Below are 15,498 nucleotides of genomic sequence, written 5' to 3'. Positions count from 1 at the left end.
GATTCTTGCATAAGGGGAGATGGGGATGTGGAAGGAAAGCATTCAGGTTGAAGGACCGTATAATTTCGACCTTGTCTTAGAGCGGATTAGCCTTGATCCGCTGCATGAAATTGATTTAATCAATCGATTGATTAAGGTACCCTTGCTGATAGAAGGGAAGCCATATGTGTATCAGGTCCAGGCAGCTGGCACCGTCGATGCACCTGCCTTCCTCATTAGCGGCGAAGCCGAACAGGAGAAGGCAATAAGCAGGCTTTCGGATATCTTTCAGTGGAATCTTCCCTTGGCCCAAATTCATGCCCATTTTAGCAAAAGTAGGTTAAAAGACATATTTGAAGTCCACCGGGGAACACCGCTCATTCTGGAGTTTGACCTGTACGGATGCTTGGTGAAAAATATCATTCATCAGCAGTTGAATATGGCATTCGCTCAGAAGCTGACAATGGACTTTGTGCATACATTTGGATTCAAGCAGGATGGAGTCTGGTTTTACCCAGCTCCAGAGCAGGCAGCCGCCTTGAAGGTCGAGGAGTTGCGAGCCTTGAAGTTCAGCTCGCGCAAGGCAGAATATGTGATTGGGCTTTCTGAGAAGGTGGCAAACGGGGATTTGGACCTTGAAGGGATGCGGGACTGGAGTGATGAGGCCATTATTGAGGAACTCATCAAGATTCGCGGCATCGGGCGTTGGACAGCAGAGAACTTCCTGCTCTTCGGGCTAGGGCGACCTAATTTATTCCCAAAAGCCGATATCGGCATCCAAAATGCCATCAAGCTGCTATATAATCTCGAAAAAAAGCCGACAATGGACGAAATGGACCAATTCAGCGAAACATGGCAGCCTTATTTGAGCTATGCCTCGCTTTACTTATGGAGAAGCATCGAAAAACGGAGGAATTAAAGATGAAGCAACAGGCAGCAAACATCCGTGAAGGACAAGAGATATTGCTGACAATAAAACGCCTCGGCATTAATGGGGAGGGAGTAGGCTACTATAAACGACAGGTCGTTTTCGTGCCCGGGGCACTGCCCGAGGAAGTCGTAGAAGTCAAGATTACGAACACCCATCCGAAGTATTCGGAAGGGCTCGTAAAGAAAATCAAAAAAGCGTCCCCGCACCGCGTTAAGCCTCCCTGCCCTGTTTATGATGTATGCGGAGGGTGTCAGCTGCAGCACCTCGAATATGGCCAGCAGCTGCGTGAAAAACGTGATATTGTCATCCAATCGTTAGAGCGCCACAGCCGCTTCAATGCGAGCAATGTAGACATCCGCCCGACGATTGGCATGGAAAACCCATGGAATTATCGCAACAAAAACCAATTCCAGGTCGGCACGAATGACAAACAAGAGCTGATTGCCGGTCTCTATGCAGCGAACAGCCATCATTTGATTGATATTGAAAACTGTATGGTCCAGCATGAGGCGACGAACAAGGTCACTCGGACTGTGCTCGGCATTCTGAAGGAGCTCGGAATCCCTGCTTATGATACGAAGAAAAAAAGCGGTATCGTCAAAACCGTCGTAACCCGCGTCGGCTTTGCCTCCGACCAGGTTCAGGTTGTCATCATCACGATCTCCGAAAAGCTTCCGAAAAAACGTGAAATCATTGAACAAATCAATAAGCGTCTTCCGGAAGTCATCTCTATCGTTCAGAACATTAACAAGGAAAATACGCCGCTCGTATTCGGAGAGAAAACAATTCATCTATGGGGAGAAGAAGCGATTGAGGAGAAGCTAGGGAACTTGAGCTATGAGCTCTCAGCACGGACCTTCTTCCAGCTGAATCCGGTACAAACGGTCAAGCTCTATGATGAAGTCAAAAAAGCGGCCAAGCTCAAAGGATATGAAAAAGTCGTCGATGCCTATTGCGGTGTCGGAACAATCGGCCTTTGGCTAGCCGACAGCTGTAAGGAAATCCGCGGCATGGACGTCATCCCCGAATCGATTGAGGATGCGATTCAAAATGCCGAGCGCCATAACATGGACAATGTGCATTACGAAGTCGGCAAAGCGGAGGACATCATGCCGAAATGGACGAAGGAAGGCTTCCGTCCTGATATTATAGTCGTCGACCCGCCAAGAAGCGGTCTTGATAAGAAGCTGATGGATACCATTCTAAAGACAGCTCCAAAACGAATCGTATACGTAAGCTGTAACCCATCCACTTTGGCGAAGGATCTTGAGTATATGGGCAAGCAATATCGTCCGAAATATATACAGCCAGTGGACATGTTCCCTCAGACAAGCCATATCGAATGTGTTGTGGAGATAGTGAAGCGGACGTAATCCCTAAATAAACATTTCTGATTTCTTGTTTTATTTCTATGCAACGCCCATACGAGTTAGGAGAGTCATTCTCCTAACTCGTATGGGCTTTATTAGATTAAGCTTCATTGCTCTTAGCCGTTGATTATGTGTTTGAAGCATTCATTTTTCCGTTCTCATATATATTAAGAATTTTGCATAGGTAATAAGCTGTTCGGCTTCTTCTTCTGTGAGCGCATCACTTCCAAACTCTTTATGCCAGCGTTTGGCCACTCTTATCGTTCGCTCATCAGCTGAGACGAGCACTGTTCTGTCGGTTACCATGCCTGTCAAATCGTCTATACTGACCTCGAAGAACTCTGCAAATTTAACAATTAATTCAAGAGGAACTTTACGAGAACCATTTTCATAATTGACGATAGCTGTTTTACTGAGCCCGAATAGTTGAGATAACTCTGCTTGTGTAAGTTTGCGAGATTTTCGTAATTCTTTGATACGAAGTCCGAATTCTTCGTAAATATTGTTTTCTGCCATAATCATTTTCCTCCACGTAACTATTCTTTCTCTAATGATACTATATGAGATCAATGCAATCACAAAAACGGACATATTCTCTTGCATGGGAAAAATGTTCTACAATTTGAAATATTTTAATTGACGTAGATAAATTATGTAAATATAATTTAATTGCGAGCGAGGTCACAAATTGAAATATTTTGATGAAAATGATTACGAAATGGATAATAGCAAATAGAGATTGTTGATAGAGCGTACATAATCGTGATATCCCATACTTATTTATTTGATCTGCCATTTCATTAATTGTTGGAATTTTCGGGTAGGTGAATTGCAAGGTTAATATTATTCAGAAATAGTTATGTCAATCTACAAAGGGTACAGTGAATGATGTGCACAGATAATGAAGGATAAAGCGCGGCTAGCGCTTCAGAGTGAATTAAAACGGGGGGTTAGATCATGACGAAAAAAGAATTTGGAGACCTTTACACCAAAGTACTGGCTAAGAAAATTTTTATGGAGACTGACGGAAGAGATCCAAAAAGGGCAGCAATATTAACTGTTTTTGGGGCCGAATTATTAAGTGAACTAGAAAATCAGTTGTTTAAGAAAGACTAAAACGTAGATACAGCTACTTCTTCTCTCTCGGTAAATATTCGTTTAAGCAAACTTGTCCATTTAATGAAAAAGGACCGTGGAAAATCTTTGCATAATCGACAGCGCTGTAATACAGAGAACGTCTAGAATCCATGTCTCAGGTAGATTTCTGCCGTGGGAATTTTGCTCCTATAGATCGTACTATGACCTAGTCCGATTGTAAAAAAGGTTTTTGCTTAAGAAAAAAATATGCGTATAATAATGAATATTAACAGAGAGAAATGGAGTATATAAAATGGTTCAATCACTCAATACGAAAGTCGATTTAGTTATTGGTGCAACCTCGCATTTGGGTCTTCCTGAATATGGTAAGATTATGATTGGAGACAAAGGATTTGAATTTTATAATGAACGGGATGCTCGTAAATATATTCAAATTCCTTGGGAAGAAGTGGATTATGTGATTGCTTCTATCATGTTTAAAGGGAAGTGGATCCCGCGTTATGCCATTCAGACAAAACGGAATGGAACCTATACATTCTCTTCTAAAGATGCAAAAAAAGTCCTGCGGGCCGTTCGTGAATATGTGGATGAAAATCGTTTGATTCGATCGTTGAGTTTCTTTGATGTTGTCAAGCGGGCTATAAGTAGTGTGTTTAAAAAATGATAGGCTAACCTAAAAGACAAGTTGAGCACTTGTCTTTTATTTTTTTGTTAATAGAAAAATCATGGAAAAAACTATATAATGATAGCGTTTTCTTTTTGTTTATTATACAATGTTTATGCAAATTCATATTGCTAAATGTATAAAACCTCAAAAAATTCATCGTGAAAAACACCATAGAAAACCCTGTAGAAACCTTGGTAATATTGAATAGTCAACCGGTGGGAAAAAGTGTAAAATGTATAATAAAATTGTACTTGAAAGCGCATTATTCAGAATGGTATAATCACTATGAAGTTTTTGAAAAATAATTCTTTACTAACCATCATTACGATTTTTAAGTGTTACTGACTCGATCAGGCATGAATAAAAAGATGTGATAGATGAAGAAAAAATGGGGGAGTATATACCTACAACTTCATTTATTTAACTTTTTTCATGCTTTTTTGTTCGAAAAGTGTAATGTCTTAAGATGGTTGAAAAGCACACCATATGGAATAATTAGGTGTGTTTCGCAAAATAATTATATAGGAGGTAGAAAGATGGTAGGGATTATCATTGCTAGTCATGGCGAATTCGCTAGCGGTATCTTGCAATCTGGAGAGATGATCTTTGGAGCACAAGAAAATGTAAAAGCTGTTACATTGATGCCTAGCGAAGGACCAGATGACGTAAAGGCAAAAATGAAAGAAGCAATCGCATCTTTCGATAACCAAGAAGAAGTATTATTCTTAGTCGATCTTTGGGGTGGTACTCCTTTCAACCAAGCCAACAGCTTGTTTGAAGATCACAAAGACAAATGGGCAATTGTTGCCGGCATGAACTTGCCAATGTTGATTGAAGCATTTGCATCTCGTTTCTCAATGAACACTGCGCATGAAATTGCCGCGCATATTCTCGGTTCTGCTAAAGAAGGGGTTAAAGTTAGACCTGAAGCTTTAGAACCAGAAGAAGCAGCAGCTCCTGCAGCGCAGCAAGCAGTTTCAACAGGAGCACCTGGTAAATTCGAATATGTGTTAGCACGTATTGACTCTCGTTTACTTCACGGCCAAGTCGCAACTGGCTGGACAAAAGCTACACAGCCTACACGTATCATCGTTGTATCTGATACTGTTGCTAAGGATGACCTTCGTAAGAAATTAATCCAACAAGCTGCACCACCTGGTGTTAAGGCACACGTTGTCCCTGTCAATAAAATGATTGAGCTTGCAAAAGACGATCAACACTTCGGCGGTCAGCGAGCACTTCTTCTATTTGAAAACCCGCAGGATGCACTTAGAGCTGTTGAAGGCGGCGTACCTTTAGATACAATCAATGTCGGCTCAATGGCACACTCACCTGGTAAAGTTCAACCAAATAAAGTTTTGGCATTCAGTCAAGATGATATTGATACTTTTAAGAAATTAAAAGATCGCGGTTTGAAATTCGATGTCCGTAAAGTTCCGAATGATTCAAAAGGAAATATGGACGAAATTATCAAGAAGGCTCAAGAAGAGTTGAATAAACAACACTAATCAGCAGTAAATAAGGGAGGATGAAATCATCATGGATTTGACTATTATTCAAATAATATTAGTCGTTTTCGTAGCATTTTTAGCTGGTGTTGAAGGTATTCTCGATGAATTCCATTTCCATCAGCCAATCATTGCATGTACGCTAATCGGCTTGGTTACAGGAGAACTCATTCCTTGTCTTATCTTAGGCGGTACACTTCAAATGATCGCTTTAGGTTGGGCAAATATCGGAGCTGCCGTAGCACCAGATGCTGCGTTGGCATCAGTTGCATCTGCTATTATTCTTGTTTTAAGCGGACAAGGTCAAGCCGGTATTTCTTCTGCAATCGCGATTGCTGTACCACTTGCAGTTGCAGGTTTGCTATTAACAATTATCGTTCGTACTATTGCGACAGCATTTGTACACTTTATGGATGCTGCAGCTCAAGAAGGTAACATTAAAGTAGTTGAATTTTGGCACGTCGCTGCGATCTGCTTGCAAGGTTTGCGTATTGCAATCCCAGCTGCATTGATTCTAGCAGTTGGTGCGGCTCCAGTTAGAAGCATGCTTGAATCTATGCCTGCATGGTTGACAGATGGTTTGGCAATCGGCGGTGGCATGGTTGTAGCCGTTGGTTATGCGATGGTTATTAACATGATGGCAACGAAAGAAGTATGGCCATTCTTTGCAATTGGTTTCGTATTAGCGACTGTTTCACAAATCACACTTATCGGATTGGGTGCTATCGGTGTCGCTCTTGCACTCATCTATTTAGCTCTTTCCAAACAAGGCGGTTCAGGTAATGGCGGAGGCGGTAATACCGGAGATCCATTAGGCGCCATTATTGATGATTACTAAGAAGGAGGAGGACAGAAAAATGGAAGAAAAATTGACATTATCAAAACGAGATCGTATTTCTGTTTGGTGGCGTTCAACGTTCATCCAAGGTTCTTGGAACTATGAACGTATGCAAAATGGCGGATGGACATTTGCCATGATCCCAGCTATCAAAAGATTATATAAAACAAAAGAAGATCGTTCTGCAGCACTAAAACGTCACTTAGAGTTCTTTAATACTCACCCATATGTAGCTTCACCAATCCTCGGTGTTACTTTAGCACTTGAAGAAGAGCGTGCAAACGGTGCGCCGGTTGATGATGTAGCAATCCAAGGGGTTAAGGTCGGTATGATGGGACCTCTAGCTGGTATCGGTGACCCAGTATTCTGGTTCACAGTTAAGCCAATCCTTGGTGCGTTAGCGGCTTCCCTTGCAATGACTGGTAATATTCTTGGACCAATTCTTTACTTCGTATTATGGAATCTTATCCGTATGGGATTCATGTGGTATACACAGGAATTTGGCTACAAAGCTGGTTCCAAAATCACAGACGATTTGTCTGGCGGATTGCTTCGTGATATTACAAAAGGTGCTTCGATACTTGGTATGTTCATACTTGGTGCGTTAGTTAACAGATGGGTATCCATCACATTCACACCAATTGTTTCTTCCGTTCAACTGGATGAAGGTGCCTATATCGATTGGGATAAACTCCCTGCTGGATCAGAAGGCATCAAAACAGCGCTTGAACAACAAGCATCTGGTCTTTCATTAACTGATATGAAAGTAACGACTTTACAAGACAACTTAGATAGCTTAATTCCTGGCTTATCTGCATTGTTATTGACACTTCTTTGCATGTGGCTGCTTAACAAAAAAGTATCTCCAATTGTGATGATTCTTGGATTGTTCGTAGTCGGTGTTGTATTCCATGTATTGAACATCATGTAATAAATAAGATTTTTTACAGCTTTTATTGGTATTATAACTGTAGAAAACAAATAGAAAAGCACCTCCTGAAATGAGAATTTTGGGAGGTGCTTTTTTTTATGCGTTTGGGTAACAGATAGTGCTGATAATAGAAGCTACAGATGGCTGTAAGGAATGGGGAAAAGTAATAAATGACAAAATGGCATTGTTTAATCTGATACGGATTTCGTTCAGTCGAAATCCGTTTTGTTTCATTTTTCCTAGCCTATTTTTAAAGTACCCGAGTGAAAAAAGAAGGGAGAAGTAAATAGATGAATAAATTAAATTATACTAAAATAATTTAATATTTGGAATTTAACCTGTATAATTTAAACTACCAGATCTTATACAGCAAGGAAGTGTTAACGATGAATTACTGCAAGAACTGTGGAAACAAGCTCAAGGAGGGTGCCAAATTCTGTGCAAAATGTGGAAGGCCGATTGGTGAACAGACTGAATCCAAATCACGCTCTGGGAAGAAAGAGACTGATGGAAGTCATGAATCAAAGCCATTAAATGAAGGGTCGGCAAAGAGAAGGAAAAAACCAATCATAACCATTATCGCTCTTTTGGCTCTTCTTCTTTTAGGCGGTGGTTATTATTATCTTAAAAACATATATTTATCTCCAGATAAAGTGGTAGAAGGTTTTGCCGCAGCTGTTGAAGGCAAACAAACGAATAAGGTACGAGCTTATATTAATGATGGACAAAGGGAAATGAAAGCAACTGCAGAACAAACTGAGGCGTTCATTACCTATCTTAATGATAATCCTAAAATTTATTCGGAATTATATGAGGATTTAGAAACCGAGGCTAATTATTATAAGGAAGATTTCCATTCTTATGAGGCTGGAGTTGACATGAATAATCTGGCTAATGTAAAGCTGGGCGGGAAAAAATGGGGAATCTTTGATCATTATGTGATTGAGGTACAGCCATGTTATGTGAATATTACCTCCGACTATAACAAAACAGAGATACAAATAGATGGTCAAAAGGCCGGTACAGTCAGTGATGAGGCGGAAGAATTGTTTGGCCCGTATCTTCCTGGAGAGCATACCATTAAGGCTGTGGCAGAAGGGGGTTATGGGAAGGTCACACAAAGTGACAAATTTGATGTTTCTTCACTCGAGGACCGCACGGCATCCAGCCAGTTTTCTTGGGATGATTATTTCTTGAGCATTTATACAAATGAAGACGAGGCCGTATTGTTTGTGAATGGGAAAAGTACGAAAAAGAAATTGAAGGAGATAGATGAAATTGGCCCGCTGCCGATGGATGGATCTGTCAAACTGCATGCTGAATGGAAGATTGGAAAAGAAACATTAAAATCAGATACGGTGACCGTTAAAGAGGGAATGTATAGTGCAGACTTCCTTTTTGATGATGTGGATACATATGATACGGAGGTTTCTTCCGAGGAGGATGAAGACAGCATTGATGAAAGGCTTATACAAGAAGTGATATACACCCATTATCAACATATTACAGATAATCATTTCGAAGCAGCCTATAATTTATTCTCTTCAGAGAAAAGAAGCAGTCTATCCTTAAGTGACTGGTCAAAAGGATTGGAGAATAATCAATCTGATGTCGTCAATTCTGTTAGTGTTAAGGAGATTAATGGTTCAAAGGCTAAAGCTCATATTGTCATGACTTCTTATGATGATCATAAAGGCAATACCACATTAGTTCAGCAATGGGAGGGGGATTGGCACTTAGTTAAGGAAAATGGAAGCTGGTATCTTGATAAAGCTAAATTAACTAAGATAAGTTCCAAGACAGAATCATGAGGCATGGCAGGAGAAAAAAATGGCTGCTGTCTATCTTGTTGTTTATTGGTGTAGGAGTTGTTTTAGCAGCGGGCGGCCTCTTTACCTATTATAAGGATTTTGCGAAGGAGGATACACACTCAGCGCATAGGGCTGAATCTAATCATCACTCCTCTAAAGAGGGAGTCCATTTAAACGCTGATCATCAAAACAGTAGTACAAAAATTGAACCGGTCACCTACTATCAGGATGCTGATTCTGTTGAAGAGAAGGTGAGGCGTATGCTGGAATCGATGACCCTTGAAGAAAAAATTGGTCAGATGCTGGTGGTCGGCTTTCAATCCACTGAATCAGATGAGCATATTGAACGGATGATTCGTGATTACCATGCAGGCGGTGTAATCTTGTTTGATCGCAATATGGAGAACCCATCTCAAGTGGCCAAATTGACCAATCAATTACAGAAGATAGCCTATTCATCCTCTCTTCAAATTCCTTTAACCTTTAGTGTGGACCAAGAGGGCGGGGCAATTATAAGAATGAAGGAATATTTCTCCTCACTGCCTTCCCAGCAGGCACTTGGAGAGAAAGGCGATAAAAAGGCCATCAGCAAGCTCGCCGTCAGGACAGGCCAACAGCTGGCAGCAATGGGATTTACGATTAATTTTGCGCCAGTCCTTGATTTGTCTGATACGGACAGCCGTTCATTTGGAACAGATCCGCTTCTGACCGGGGAGTATGGTAGTGAGGTGATATCCGGTTTAGTCGCGGGCGGCGTAACCGCTACGGTAAAACATTTTCCGGGTAATGGACGCAGTAATGTCGATCCGCATGAGGATACATCTGCCGTCGATGCTGACCAATTGGATTTGGAGAATAACGATATCTATCCATTTAAAAAGGTGATTCAAGAACTGAATCATGATGATTTCTTCGTGATGGTAACGCATATCAAATACCCAGCCTATGATAAAGAACACCCAGCCAGCATTTCCCCTGTTATTATGCAGGATCTGCTTCGTGACCAATTAGGCTATACGGGGATTGTTGTAACCGATGACTTGGAAATGGGGGCAGTCAATAAATACTTTACCTATGAGGATCTAGGCTGCCAGGCAGTCTCGGCGGGAGCGGATATGTTGCTCGTGTGCCATACAGAAGAGAGCCAAAAGCAAGTGTTCAACGGTATCTTAGAGGGTGTTCAATCTGGAGAAATACCGATATCAAGAGTTGATGAGGCGGTTGAACGTATTCTGTCATATAAATATCAGCATATTACCACGATTGAGGCAGATGAAGAAGAGGCTGCTAAAATAGTCGGTGATAAATAAACGGTTTTTAAGCAGGGAAGACGCATCTCGTATGTGTTTTCCCTTTCGTATGAACGGGGATGAAGCCTGTTATACTTACATTAATAGGTTCTTTATAAAGATGGTGAATTGGAGGGATTTCACATGGATCAAGAAAATGGACGCTCTCATGAAAAATACGAACATTTGCGGCAGATTTTTGAGTTGCATAAAGATGAGGCAAAAGCCGAATCCATGGCCGCCTATATGAAAAATCACTTCTCCTTCTATGGAATCGGTGCGGTGAAGAGAAAGGAAATGACAAAGGAAATCATTAAACAGGAAAAAGCGAAGAAAGAAATTGATTGGTCCTTCTTAAATAGGTGTTATGCAGATAATCACAGAGAAATGCAATACTTTGTCCTTGATTACTTACATGCGCTCGCAAAATATATTCACATCAGTGATCTTAACTCTTTGATTGCTTATGCGAAGGAGAAGCAATGGTGGGATACCATTGATGGGCTCGATAAGCTTATTGGCAATATTGATTTTCCTTGTGAAGAGATTGATGATTTGATGCTGCGGTGGTCGACAGATGAAGATATATGGCTAAGGAGGATTGCGATTGACCATCAGAATGGAAGGAAAGAGAACACGAATGTTCAGTTGTTAGAGACAATCATCCTAAACAATCTCGGACAGAAAGAATTTTTTATCAATAAGGCGATTGGGTGGAGTCTGAGGGAGTACTCGAAGGTCAATCCCGATTGGGTCAGAGGATTTATGGAGACGCATAAGGATCAAATGGCTCCCTTGAGTGTTAGGGAAGGCAGTAAATATATTTAATCGTGAAGGTCTTTCACCGGCTCGTTAGCTGGTTGAAAGGCCTTTTTTCTCCTGACTGATTAAGCCAAAAAAGAGATAAAGGAGGAGACCGCTTGAAAAAGTAGTAGCCTTACGAGTAAGCTTGGCCCATCTAAAAATAATGATAAAAGATTACTCTGTTTAGGTGTTTCCGGAGAAACGTCATAATCTTCAGAACCTGTTTGCCTAAAATATGGTATTGTGTATTAGTAATCATATAACAAGGAAAGAGTTGGGTTCTATGTCTAATAAGCTCATTCAGGGAGCTTTCATCTTAACGGTTGGTTCGGTGCTGTCAAAGATCCTTGGGCTTTTGTATGTAATTCCGTTTGGGAGGCTGATTGGGGAGGCTGGGACGGGGTTGTATACCTTTTCGTATGTTCCTTATTCAATCTTTATCAGCATTTCAACTGCCGGCATCCCGATGGCTTTGTCTAAGAGTATAGCTAAATACAATTCATTGGAAGCGTATGCAGTTAGCCATCAATTGTTCAAGGTCAGTGTGAAATTAATGCTGGTTACGGGTTTCCTCGCTTTTGCAGCCATGTATACTTTGGCACCAGTCCTGGCCAGTGTCGGCAGCTATGGTGGAAAAGGCTATGCTGAAGAAGATATCACAACCGTCATGAGGGCGGTCAGCTTTGCACTCCTAATCATTCCGTGTATGAGCATTTTCAGGGGATATTTCCAAGGACATTCTGATATGAAACCAACGGCTATTTCACAGGTCATCGAGCAAATTGTTCGAATCGGCTTCTTGCTGGCAGGCGCTTATGTGGTTATCAAAGTACTGAACGGGAGCATCGTAACAGCAGTCAGTGCCGCTACCTTTGCTGCAGCAGCTGGGGCTGTCGGCGGATCGTTGATACTATGGTGGTATTGGAGAAGGGATGCGAAGCTCCGTAAAGAACGGTTGGAAAAAGATCGGGGAGAGCATCAGATTCGTACCATACAGTTATTCAAGGAAATCCTATTAAGCTCCTTCCCCTTCGTAATGGTAGGAATCTCGATGTCCATGTTCCAGCTGGTTGATAATCTAACGTTTACGAGGGCAATGATATCCATTGGTTATGATCAAAATATCATCAAGTCGGCCTTTGGAATCTTAAATTTCAATACGCAGAAGCTTGTTCTGATTCCGAACACAATGGCCACCTCGCTGTCGATTGCCTTGATTCCAGCTATAACGAGCGCCTATATGACGAGGAATTCAAGTGTCTTCCAAAATCAATTGACCCAGTCATTCCAAGTGTTGTTCTTCTTCATGATTCCTGCAGTGATGGGAATGTCCGTGTTGGCAAGTCCGCTTTATACAGCCTTTTATACCTTCAATGAGCTTGGAGGAGAGATACTGGCCATCTATGCACCGGCTGCTATCTTATTCGCCTTGTTCTCAGTGACCGCTGCCGTACTGCAAGGAACAAATTATCAAAAGTATACCGTGCTGAGTCTATTGACAGGCTTCTTATGTAAGCTAGCCTTTAATATCCCGCTCATCCAGCTGTTTGAGACGAAGGGAGCGGTCTATGCCACGACCCTCGGTTATTTGGTGACCTGCCTGATGAACCTCTATTGCATTCATTATTTCACCGGCTATCGCTATCTCCTGCTAATGAAGCGAATCTTATCTATATTCCTGCTTTCTGGCATCATGTGCGGAATTGTCCTAGCCCTTAAAAGCATCTTAGGCACAGTAATTCATTCGCAAGACAGTTTTGGATCCATCATCATAGTGCTGCTTTGCACATTGGCAGGTGTGGGTATTTATGGGTATTTAACCTATCGGACAGGTCTCTTAACGACCATTTTTGACGGGAAGTTGCAAGGGATTATGAGGAGGCTTCAATTATTGAAACGCAGATTTTTATCGGTGTAAACAAATGACGGCAACGCTTTCGTTATTCAACGAATGAGGGTGGTTTGTTGAAATGTACGGGGAAGTAAATCTTGGAGAGTGATTGTAATGAACGTCTCTATAAAAATAAACTGCAATTCAATGGATGGTATAAAGGTAAAGGTACGTTTTCTGAAACAATCACAAGACTGCTGATATGAATTGCCCTTATAGTATTGTTTTTACCTCCGATTTTCCGTTTTCTTGAACATGAAAAGCTTCTAATGCTAAAAGCATGGCTGGCAGCGGAAGAAGGATTTAAGCATATAGAAGAATAACTCAAAAAGAAGCAATGTTAATGTTCGTCAAAGGAGATGAATCATCACACAGGGAGCAGGAGTGATATCGATGTACCCTAACAAGCAAGATAAAAATCAAAAGTTAAGGAAAGTGCAAGGTCTATATAGAAAAAGGAAAAACAAAGGTCGAATAGAGAATGAGGAAAATAGGAGCTGGACGGTATTTATGAATATTTGTTACTGGGCTTTATTTCTTTATATCGTATATAGTTTATTATTTGATATTGGCATACAGCTCCCATCATACTTTGACGAATAAATTTTATTTTATTAGAAGGTATACAGTAGGAGGCATTCATTCAAAAAGGATGAATGTCCTTTTATGTTGAGCGTCCTCCTGGAGTAAGGAAGCTTAATGAAGTAGCATAGACCATCAATTATCGAATATTTATGATAGAAAGCGCTTTGCATGAGCACTCAATAGCAGGGAGAGGGAGGCTGTTATTATTTTAAAAAGAAAACTATTAACGGCTATTCTAAGTAGTTTACTATTTACACTGATTCTTTCAACACCTGATTGGCTTGAAGGGGATCTTTTTTTCAATTTGTATTATTTGAACTTAATGTTTGCTATTACCTACGGAGTTATTGTTTCTATCTTTAGTGATTGGTTTAGTAGGAAACCTTCTAAAAGAGCATATATTCGCGAAATCATTTCTTTCATAATTCATTGCTGTGGAGGAGTGCTGTTCCTTTTTCCAGGTCTTGTTTCTGCTATCTTATTCTTTATTGTGGATCGTTTATTAAAAAAGGTGAAGATTGGATGGCTGACCGTCATTATTGCATCACTAATGGTTGTGCTAGTGTTTGTCATTTTGATTAATAAGTAGCTTAGCTGTTAGAGTTCCAGCGGTGATGCCGGGTCTTAATAAGAAGATAATGATTCAGAGTATACATTAGTAAGGCACATCAAAGCGAATCCTTTCGTATTAGAAGAGCCATCGTTGAAATCTCTTTCTTTTTTGAATGATCATTTTCCAGGTTGAATTTTCAGTATTAGAATCAATCCTCTCTATATAAAGAGGAAGAAGGTCCATTTGATGGAGCATAAGGGAATCGTTTTAATCTAAATTGGTAAAATAGTCAGGAAGAGTTGCAAAGTAAAGCCGATTTAAGATTACTGGTATCACGAAGGTTAATCAGACAGGAGAAAGGAAGATATCGCAATGACTAAAGCAGGGAGAGGCAGGTGTGAACTTTGTTTAAGGGATGATGTGGAGCGTACCATTCACCATTTAACTCCGAGAGAATTTGGGGGAGGCCCTGAAGATACATCACAACTGTGTATTCCTTGCCATAAACAGCTTCACGCCCTTTATTCAAATTCGGAATTGGCTATAAGGCTTAATACAATTGAAAGATTACAGGATGACCCTGAAATGAAAAAATATCTAAATTGGATAAAAAAGCAGCCGGCAGGTAAATTGCCACGTATAAAAAAATCCAGCTATAGGGGACATTAATCCGAGAAGGATTAATGTCTTTTATTGTTGACATCCTGATAATGCGAAGGACAGGTCAGCTGAAAATTCAATGTGGTATAATATGGATAATGTTTTTTTCTGTAAGGGGAATATATGAACGATAGTAAGAAAACTAAACTTTACTTTGCAGGTTTCTTTGTAGCATATCCTATACTGCTCATTATTAGCTCTTTCTTATGGAGAGCATTTATTCTAGATAAAGACATTGGAGTAGTAGCGACTGAGGCATTCTCGATAGTAGGCATATACTATTTGATTATTAGTATACTCTCTGCATTAGTCTATTTGAGAAATATAAAGTTGTCCTAGTAATAGTACAAAGGATTACCTATGTGCTGTATTAGAGGGCGTTCATCCGCCACGGGGCGGGATTGTTACCTAACATGAAGAGTAAACGATAAAAATTCCGCAATATTGATTACTTAGGTTAATGTAATCAATCGTTCTCAAAACAAGATTTTGAAAGGAAGATATCACATTGTTAGAAGTAAAAAAAGTGTTTGACTGTATGATAGAAACAGAAAGATTAGTAATAAGGCCTAAGCATTCCTTA

Annotated in this window: 14 protein-coding genes; 13 read left to right on the top strand and 1 reads right to left on the bottom strand. The window is 40.6% G+C overall.

From position 1 onward, the window contains the following. Window positions 1-25: 25 nt before the first annotated feature. Together AC622_RS17520 and rlmD are read left to right on the top strand one after the other, a co-directional pair. A complete protein-coding gene (locus AC622_RS17520) occupies window positions 26-898 on the top strand; it encodes a DNA-3-methyladenine glycosylase family protein (RefSeq protein ID WP_049672222.1) in 873 nt (290 codons plus the stop codon). 2 nt (window positions 899-900) lie between these two features. After that, window positions 901-2,283 (top strand): 23S rRNA (uracil(1939)-C(5))-methyltransferase RlmD, encoded by a 1,383-nt coding sequence (gene rlmD, locus AC622_RS17515; protein ID WP_049672221.1) that lies wholly within the window; start codon window positions 901-903, stop codon window positions 2,281-2,283. A gap of 141 nt (window positions 2,284-2,424) precedes the next feature. Here the strand turns inward: rlmD and AC622_RS17510 are convergent, their stop codons facing one another. Continuing rightward, on the bottom strand, window positions 2,425-2,796 hold the full coding sequence (locus AC622_RS17510) for a helix-turn-helix domain-containing protein (protein ID WP_049672220.1): 372 nt from the start codon (window positions 2,794-2,796) through the stop codon (window positions 2,425-2,427). Window positions 2,797-3,237: 441 nt separating this feature from the next. Here AC622_RS17510 and AC622_RS21115 point away from each other — a divergent pair, with 441 nt between their 5' ends. The 11 genes from AC622_RS21115 (at window position 3,238) to AC622_RS17455 (ending at window position 14,924) form a co-directional block, all read left to right on the top strand. Then, the gene (locus AC622_RS21115; protein ID WP_156185659.1) at window positions 3,238-3,396 is read left to right on the top strand and encodes a hypothetical protein; all 159 of its coding nucleotides are present in this window, start codon (window positions 3,238-3,240) and stop codon (window positions 3,394-3,396) included. A 274-nt stretch (window positions 3,397-3,670) separates the two neighbouring features. Beyond that, window positions 3,671-4,042 (top strand): DUF956 family protein, encoded by a 372-nt coding sequence (locus AC622_RS17505; RefSeq protein WP_049672219.1) that lies wholly within the window; start codon window positions 3,671-3,673, stop codon window positions 4,040-4,042. Between the two features lie 539 nt (window positions 4,043-4,581). Continuing rightward, on the top strand, window positions 4,582-5,553 hold the full coding sequence (locus tag AC622_RS17500) for a mannose/fructose/sorbose PTS transporter subunit IIA (RefSeq protein WP_049672218.1): 972 nt from the start codon (window positions 4,582-4,584) through the stop codon (window positions 5,551-5,553). A gap of 37 nt (window positions 5,554-5,590) precedes the next feature. Then, a complete protein-coding gene (locus AC622_RS17495; RefSeq protein WP_331456724.1) occupies window positions 5,591-6,391 on the top strand; it encodes a PTS mannose/fructose/sorbose transporter subunit IIC in 801 nt (266 codons plus the stop codon). 19 nt (window positions 6,392-6,410) lie between these two features. Then, window positions 6,411-7,322 carry a PTS system mannose/fructose/sorbose family transporter subunit IID gene (locus tag AC622_RS17490; RefSeq protein ID WP_049672216.1) on the top strand — a complete coding sequence of 304 codons (912 nt, stop codon included), beginning with the start codon at window positions 6,411-6,413 and terminating at the stop codon, window positions 7,320-7,322. A gap of 386 nt (window positions 7,323-7,708) precedes the next feature. Further along, on the top strand, window positions 7,709-9,133 hold the full coding sequence (locus AC622_RS17485) for a TcaA 3rd/4th domain-containing protein (RefSeq protein WP_049672215.1): 1,425 nt from the start codon (window positions 7,709-7,711) through the stop codon (window positions 9,131-9,133). A 35-nt stretch (window positions 9,134-9,168) separates the two neighbouring features. Further along, the gene (locus AC622_RS17480) at window positions 9,169-10,443 is read left to right on the top strand and encodes a glycoside hydrolase family 3 protein (RefSeq protein ID WP_197089955.1); all 1,275 of its coding nucleotides are present in this window, start codon (window positions 9,169-9,171) and stop codon (window positions 10,441-10,443) included. Between the two features lie 123 nt (window positions 10,444-10,566). Next, a complete protein-coding gene (locus AC622_RS17475; protein ID WP_049672214.1) occupies window positions 10,567-11,250 on the top strand; it encodes a DNA alkylation repair protein in 684 nt (227 codons plus the stop codon). Window positions 11,251-11,509: 259 nt separating this feature from the next. Next, window positions 11,510-13,144, top strand: coding sequence for a putative polysaccharide biosynthesis protein (locus AC622_RS17470; RefSeq protein WP_049672213.1), 1,635 nt, complete (start codon window positions 11,510-11,512; stop codon window positions 13,142-13,144). A gap of 1,000 nt (window positions 13,145-14,144) precedes the next feature. Beyond that, the gene (locus AC622_RS21110) at window positions 14,145-14,291 is read left to right on the top strand and encodes a hypothetical protein (RefSeq protein ID WP_156185657.1); all 147 of its coding nucleotides are present in this window, start codon (window positions 14,145-14,147) and stop codon (window positions 14,289-14,291) included. A 336-nt stretch (window positions 14,292-14,627) separates the two neighbouring features. Next, the gene (locus AC622_RS17455) at window positions 14,628-14,924 is read left to right on the top strand and encodes a hypothetical protein (RefSeq protein ID WP_049672211.1); all 297 of its coding nucleotides are present in this window, start codon (window positions 14,628-14,630) and stop codon (window positions 14,922-14,924) included. Window positions 14,925-15,498 lie beyond the last annotated feature (574 nt).

Origin of the sequence: Bacillus sp. FJAT-27916, from assembly GCF_001183965.1 — a bacterium.
Lineage (GTDB): Bacteria > Bacillota > Bacilli > Bacillales > Pradoshiaceae > Pradoshia.
Note: the sequence above shows the minus strand (reverse complement) of the source record. Positions and strands in the feature narration are given on the sequence as shown.

Coding starts and splice junctions, on each gene's coding strand:
- AC622_RS17520 (WP_049672222.1), top strand. CDS start 26: ATGTGGAAGGAAAGCATTCAGGTTGAAGGACCGTATAATTTCGACCTT.
- rlmD (WP_049672221.1), top strand. CDS start 901: ATGAAGCAACAGGCAGCAAACATCCGTGAAGGACAAGAGATATTGCTG.
- AC622_RS17510 (WP_049672220.1), bottom strand. CDS start 2,796: ATGGCAGAAAACAATATTTACGAAGAATTCGGACTTCGTATCAAAGAA.
- AC622_RS21115 (WP_156185659.1), top strand. CDS start 3,238: ATGACGAAAAAAGAATTTGGAGACCTTTACACCAAAGTACTGGCTAAG.
- AC622_RS17505 (WP_049672219.1), top strand. CDS start 3,671: ATGGTTCAATCACTCAATACGAAAGTCGATTTAGTTATTGGTGCAACC.
- AC622_RS17500 (WP_049672218.1), top strand. CDS start 4,582: ATGGTAGGGATTATCATTGCTAGTCATGGCGAATTCGCTAGCGGTATC.
- AC622_RS17490 (WP_049672216.1), top strand. CDS start 6,411: ATGGAAGAAAAATTGACATTATCAAAACGAGATCGTATTTCTGTTTGG.
- AC622_RS17485 (WP_049672215.1), top strand. CDS start 7,709: ATGAATTACTGCAAGAACTGTGGAAACAAGCTCAAGGAGGGTGCCAAA.
- AC622_RS17475 (WP_049672214.1), top strand. CDS start 10,567: ATGGATCAAGAAAATGGACGCTCTCATGAAAAATACGAACATTTGCGG.
- AC622_RS17470 (WP_049672213.1), top strand. CDS start 11,510: ATGTCTAATAAGCTCATTCAGGGAGCTTTCATCTTAACGGTTGGTTCG.
- AC622_RS17455 (WP_049672211.1), top strand. CDS start 14,628: ATGACTAAAGCAGGGAGAGGCAGGTGTGAACTTTGTTTAAGGGATGAT.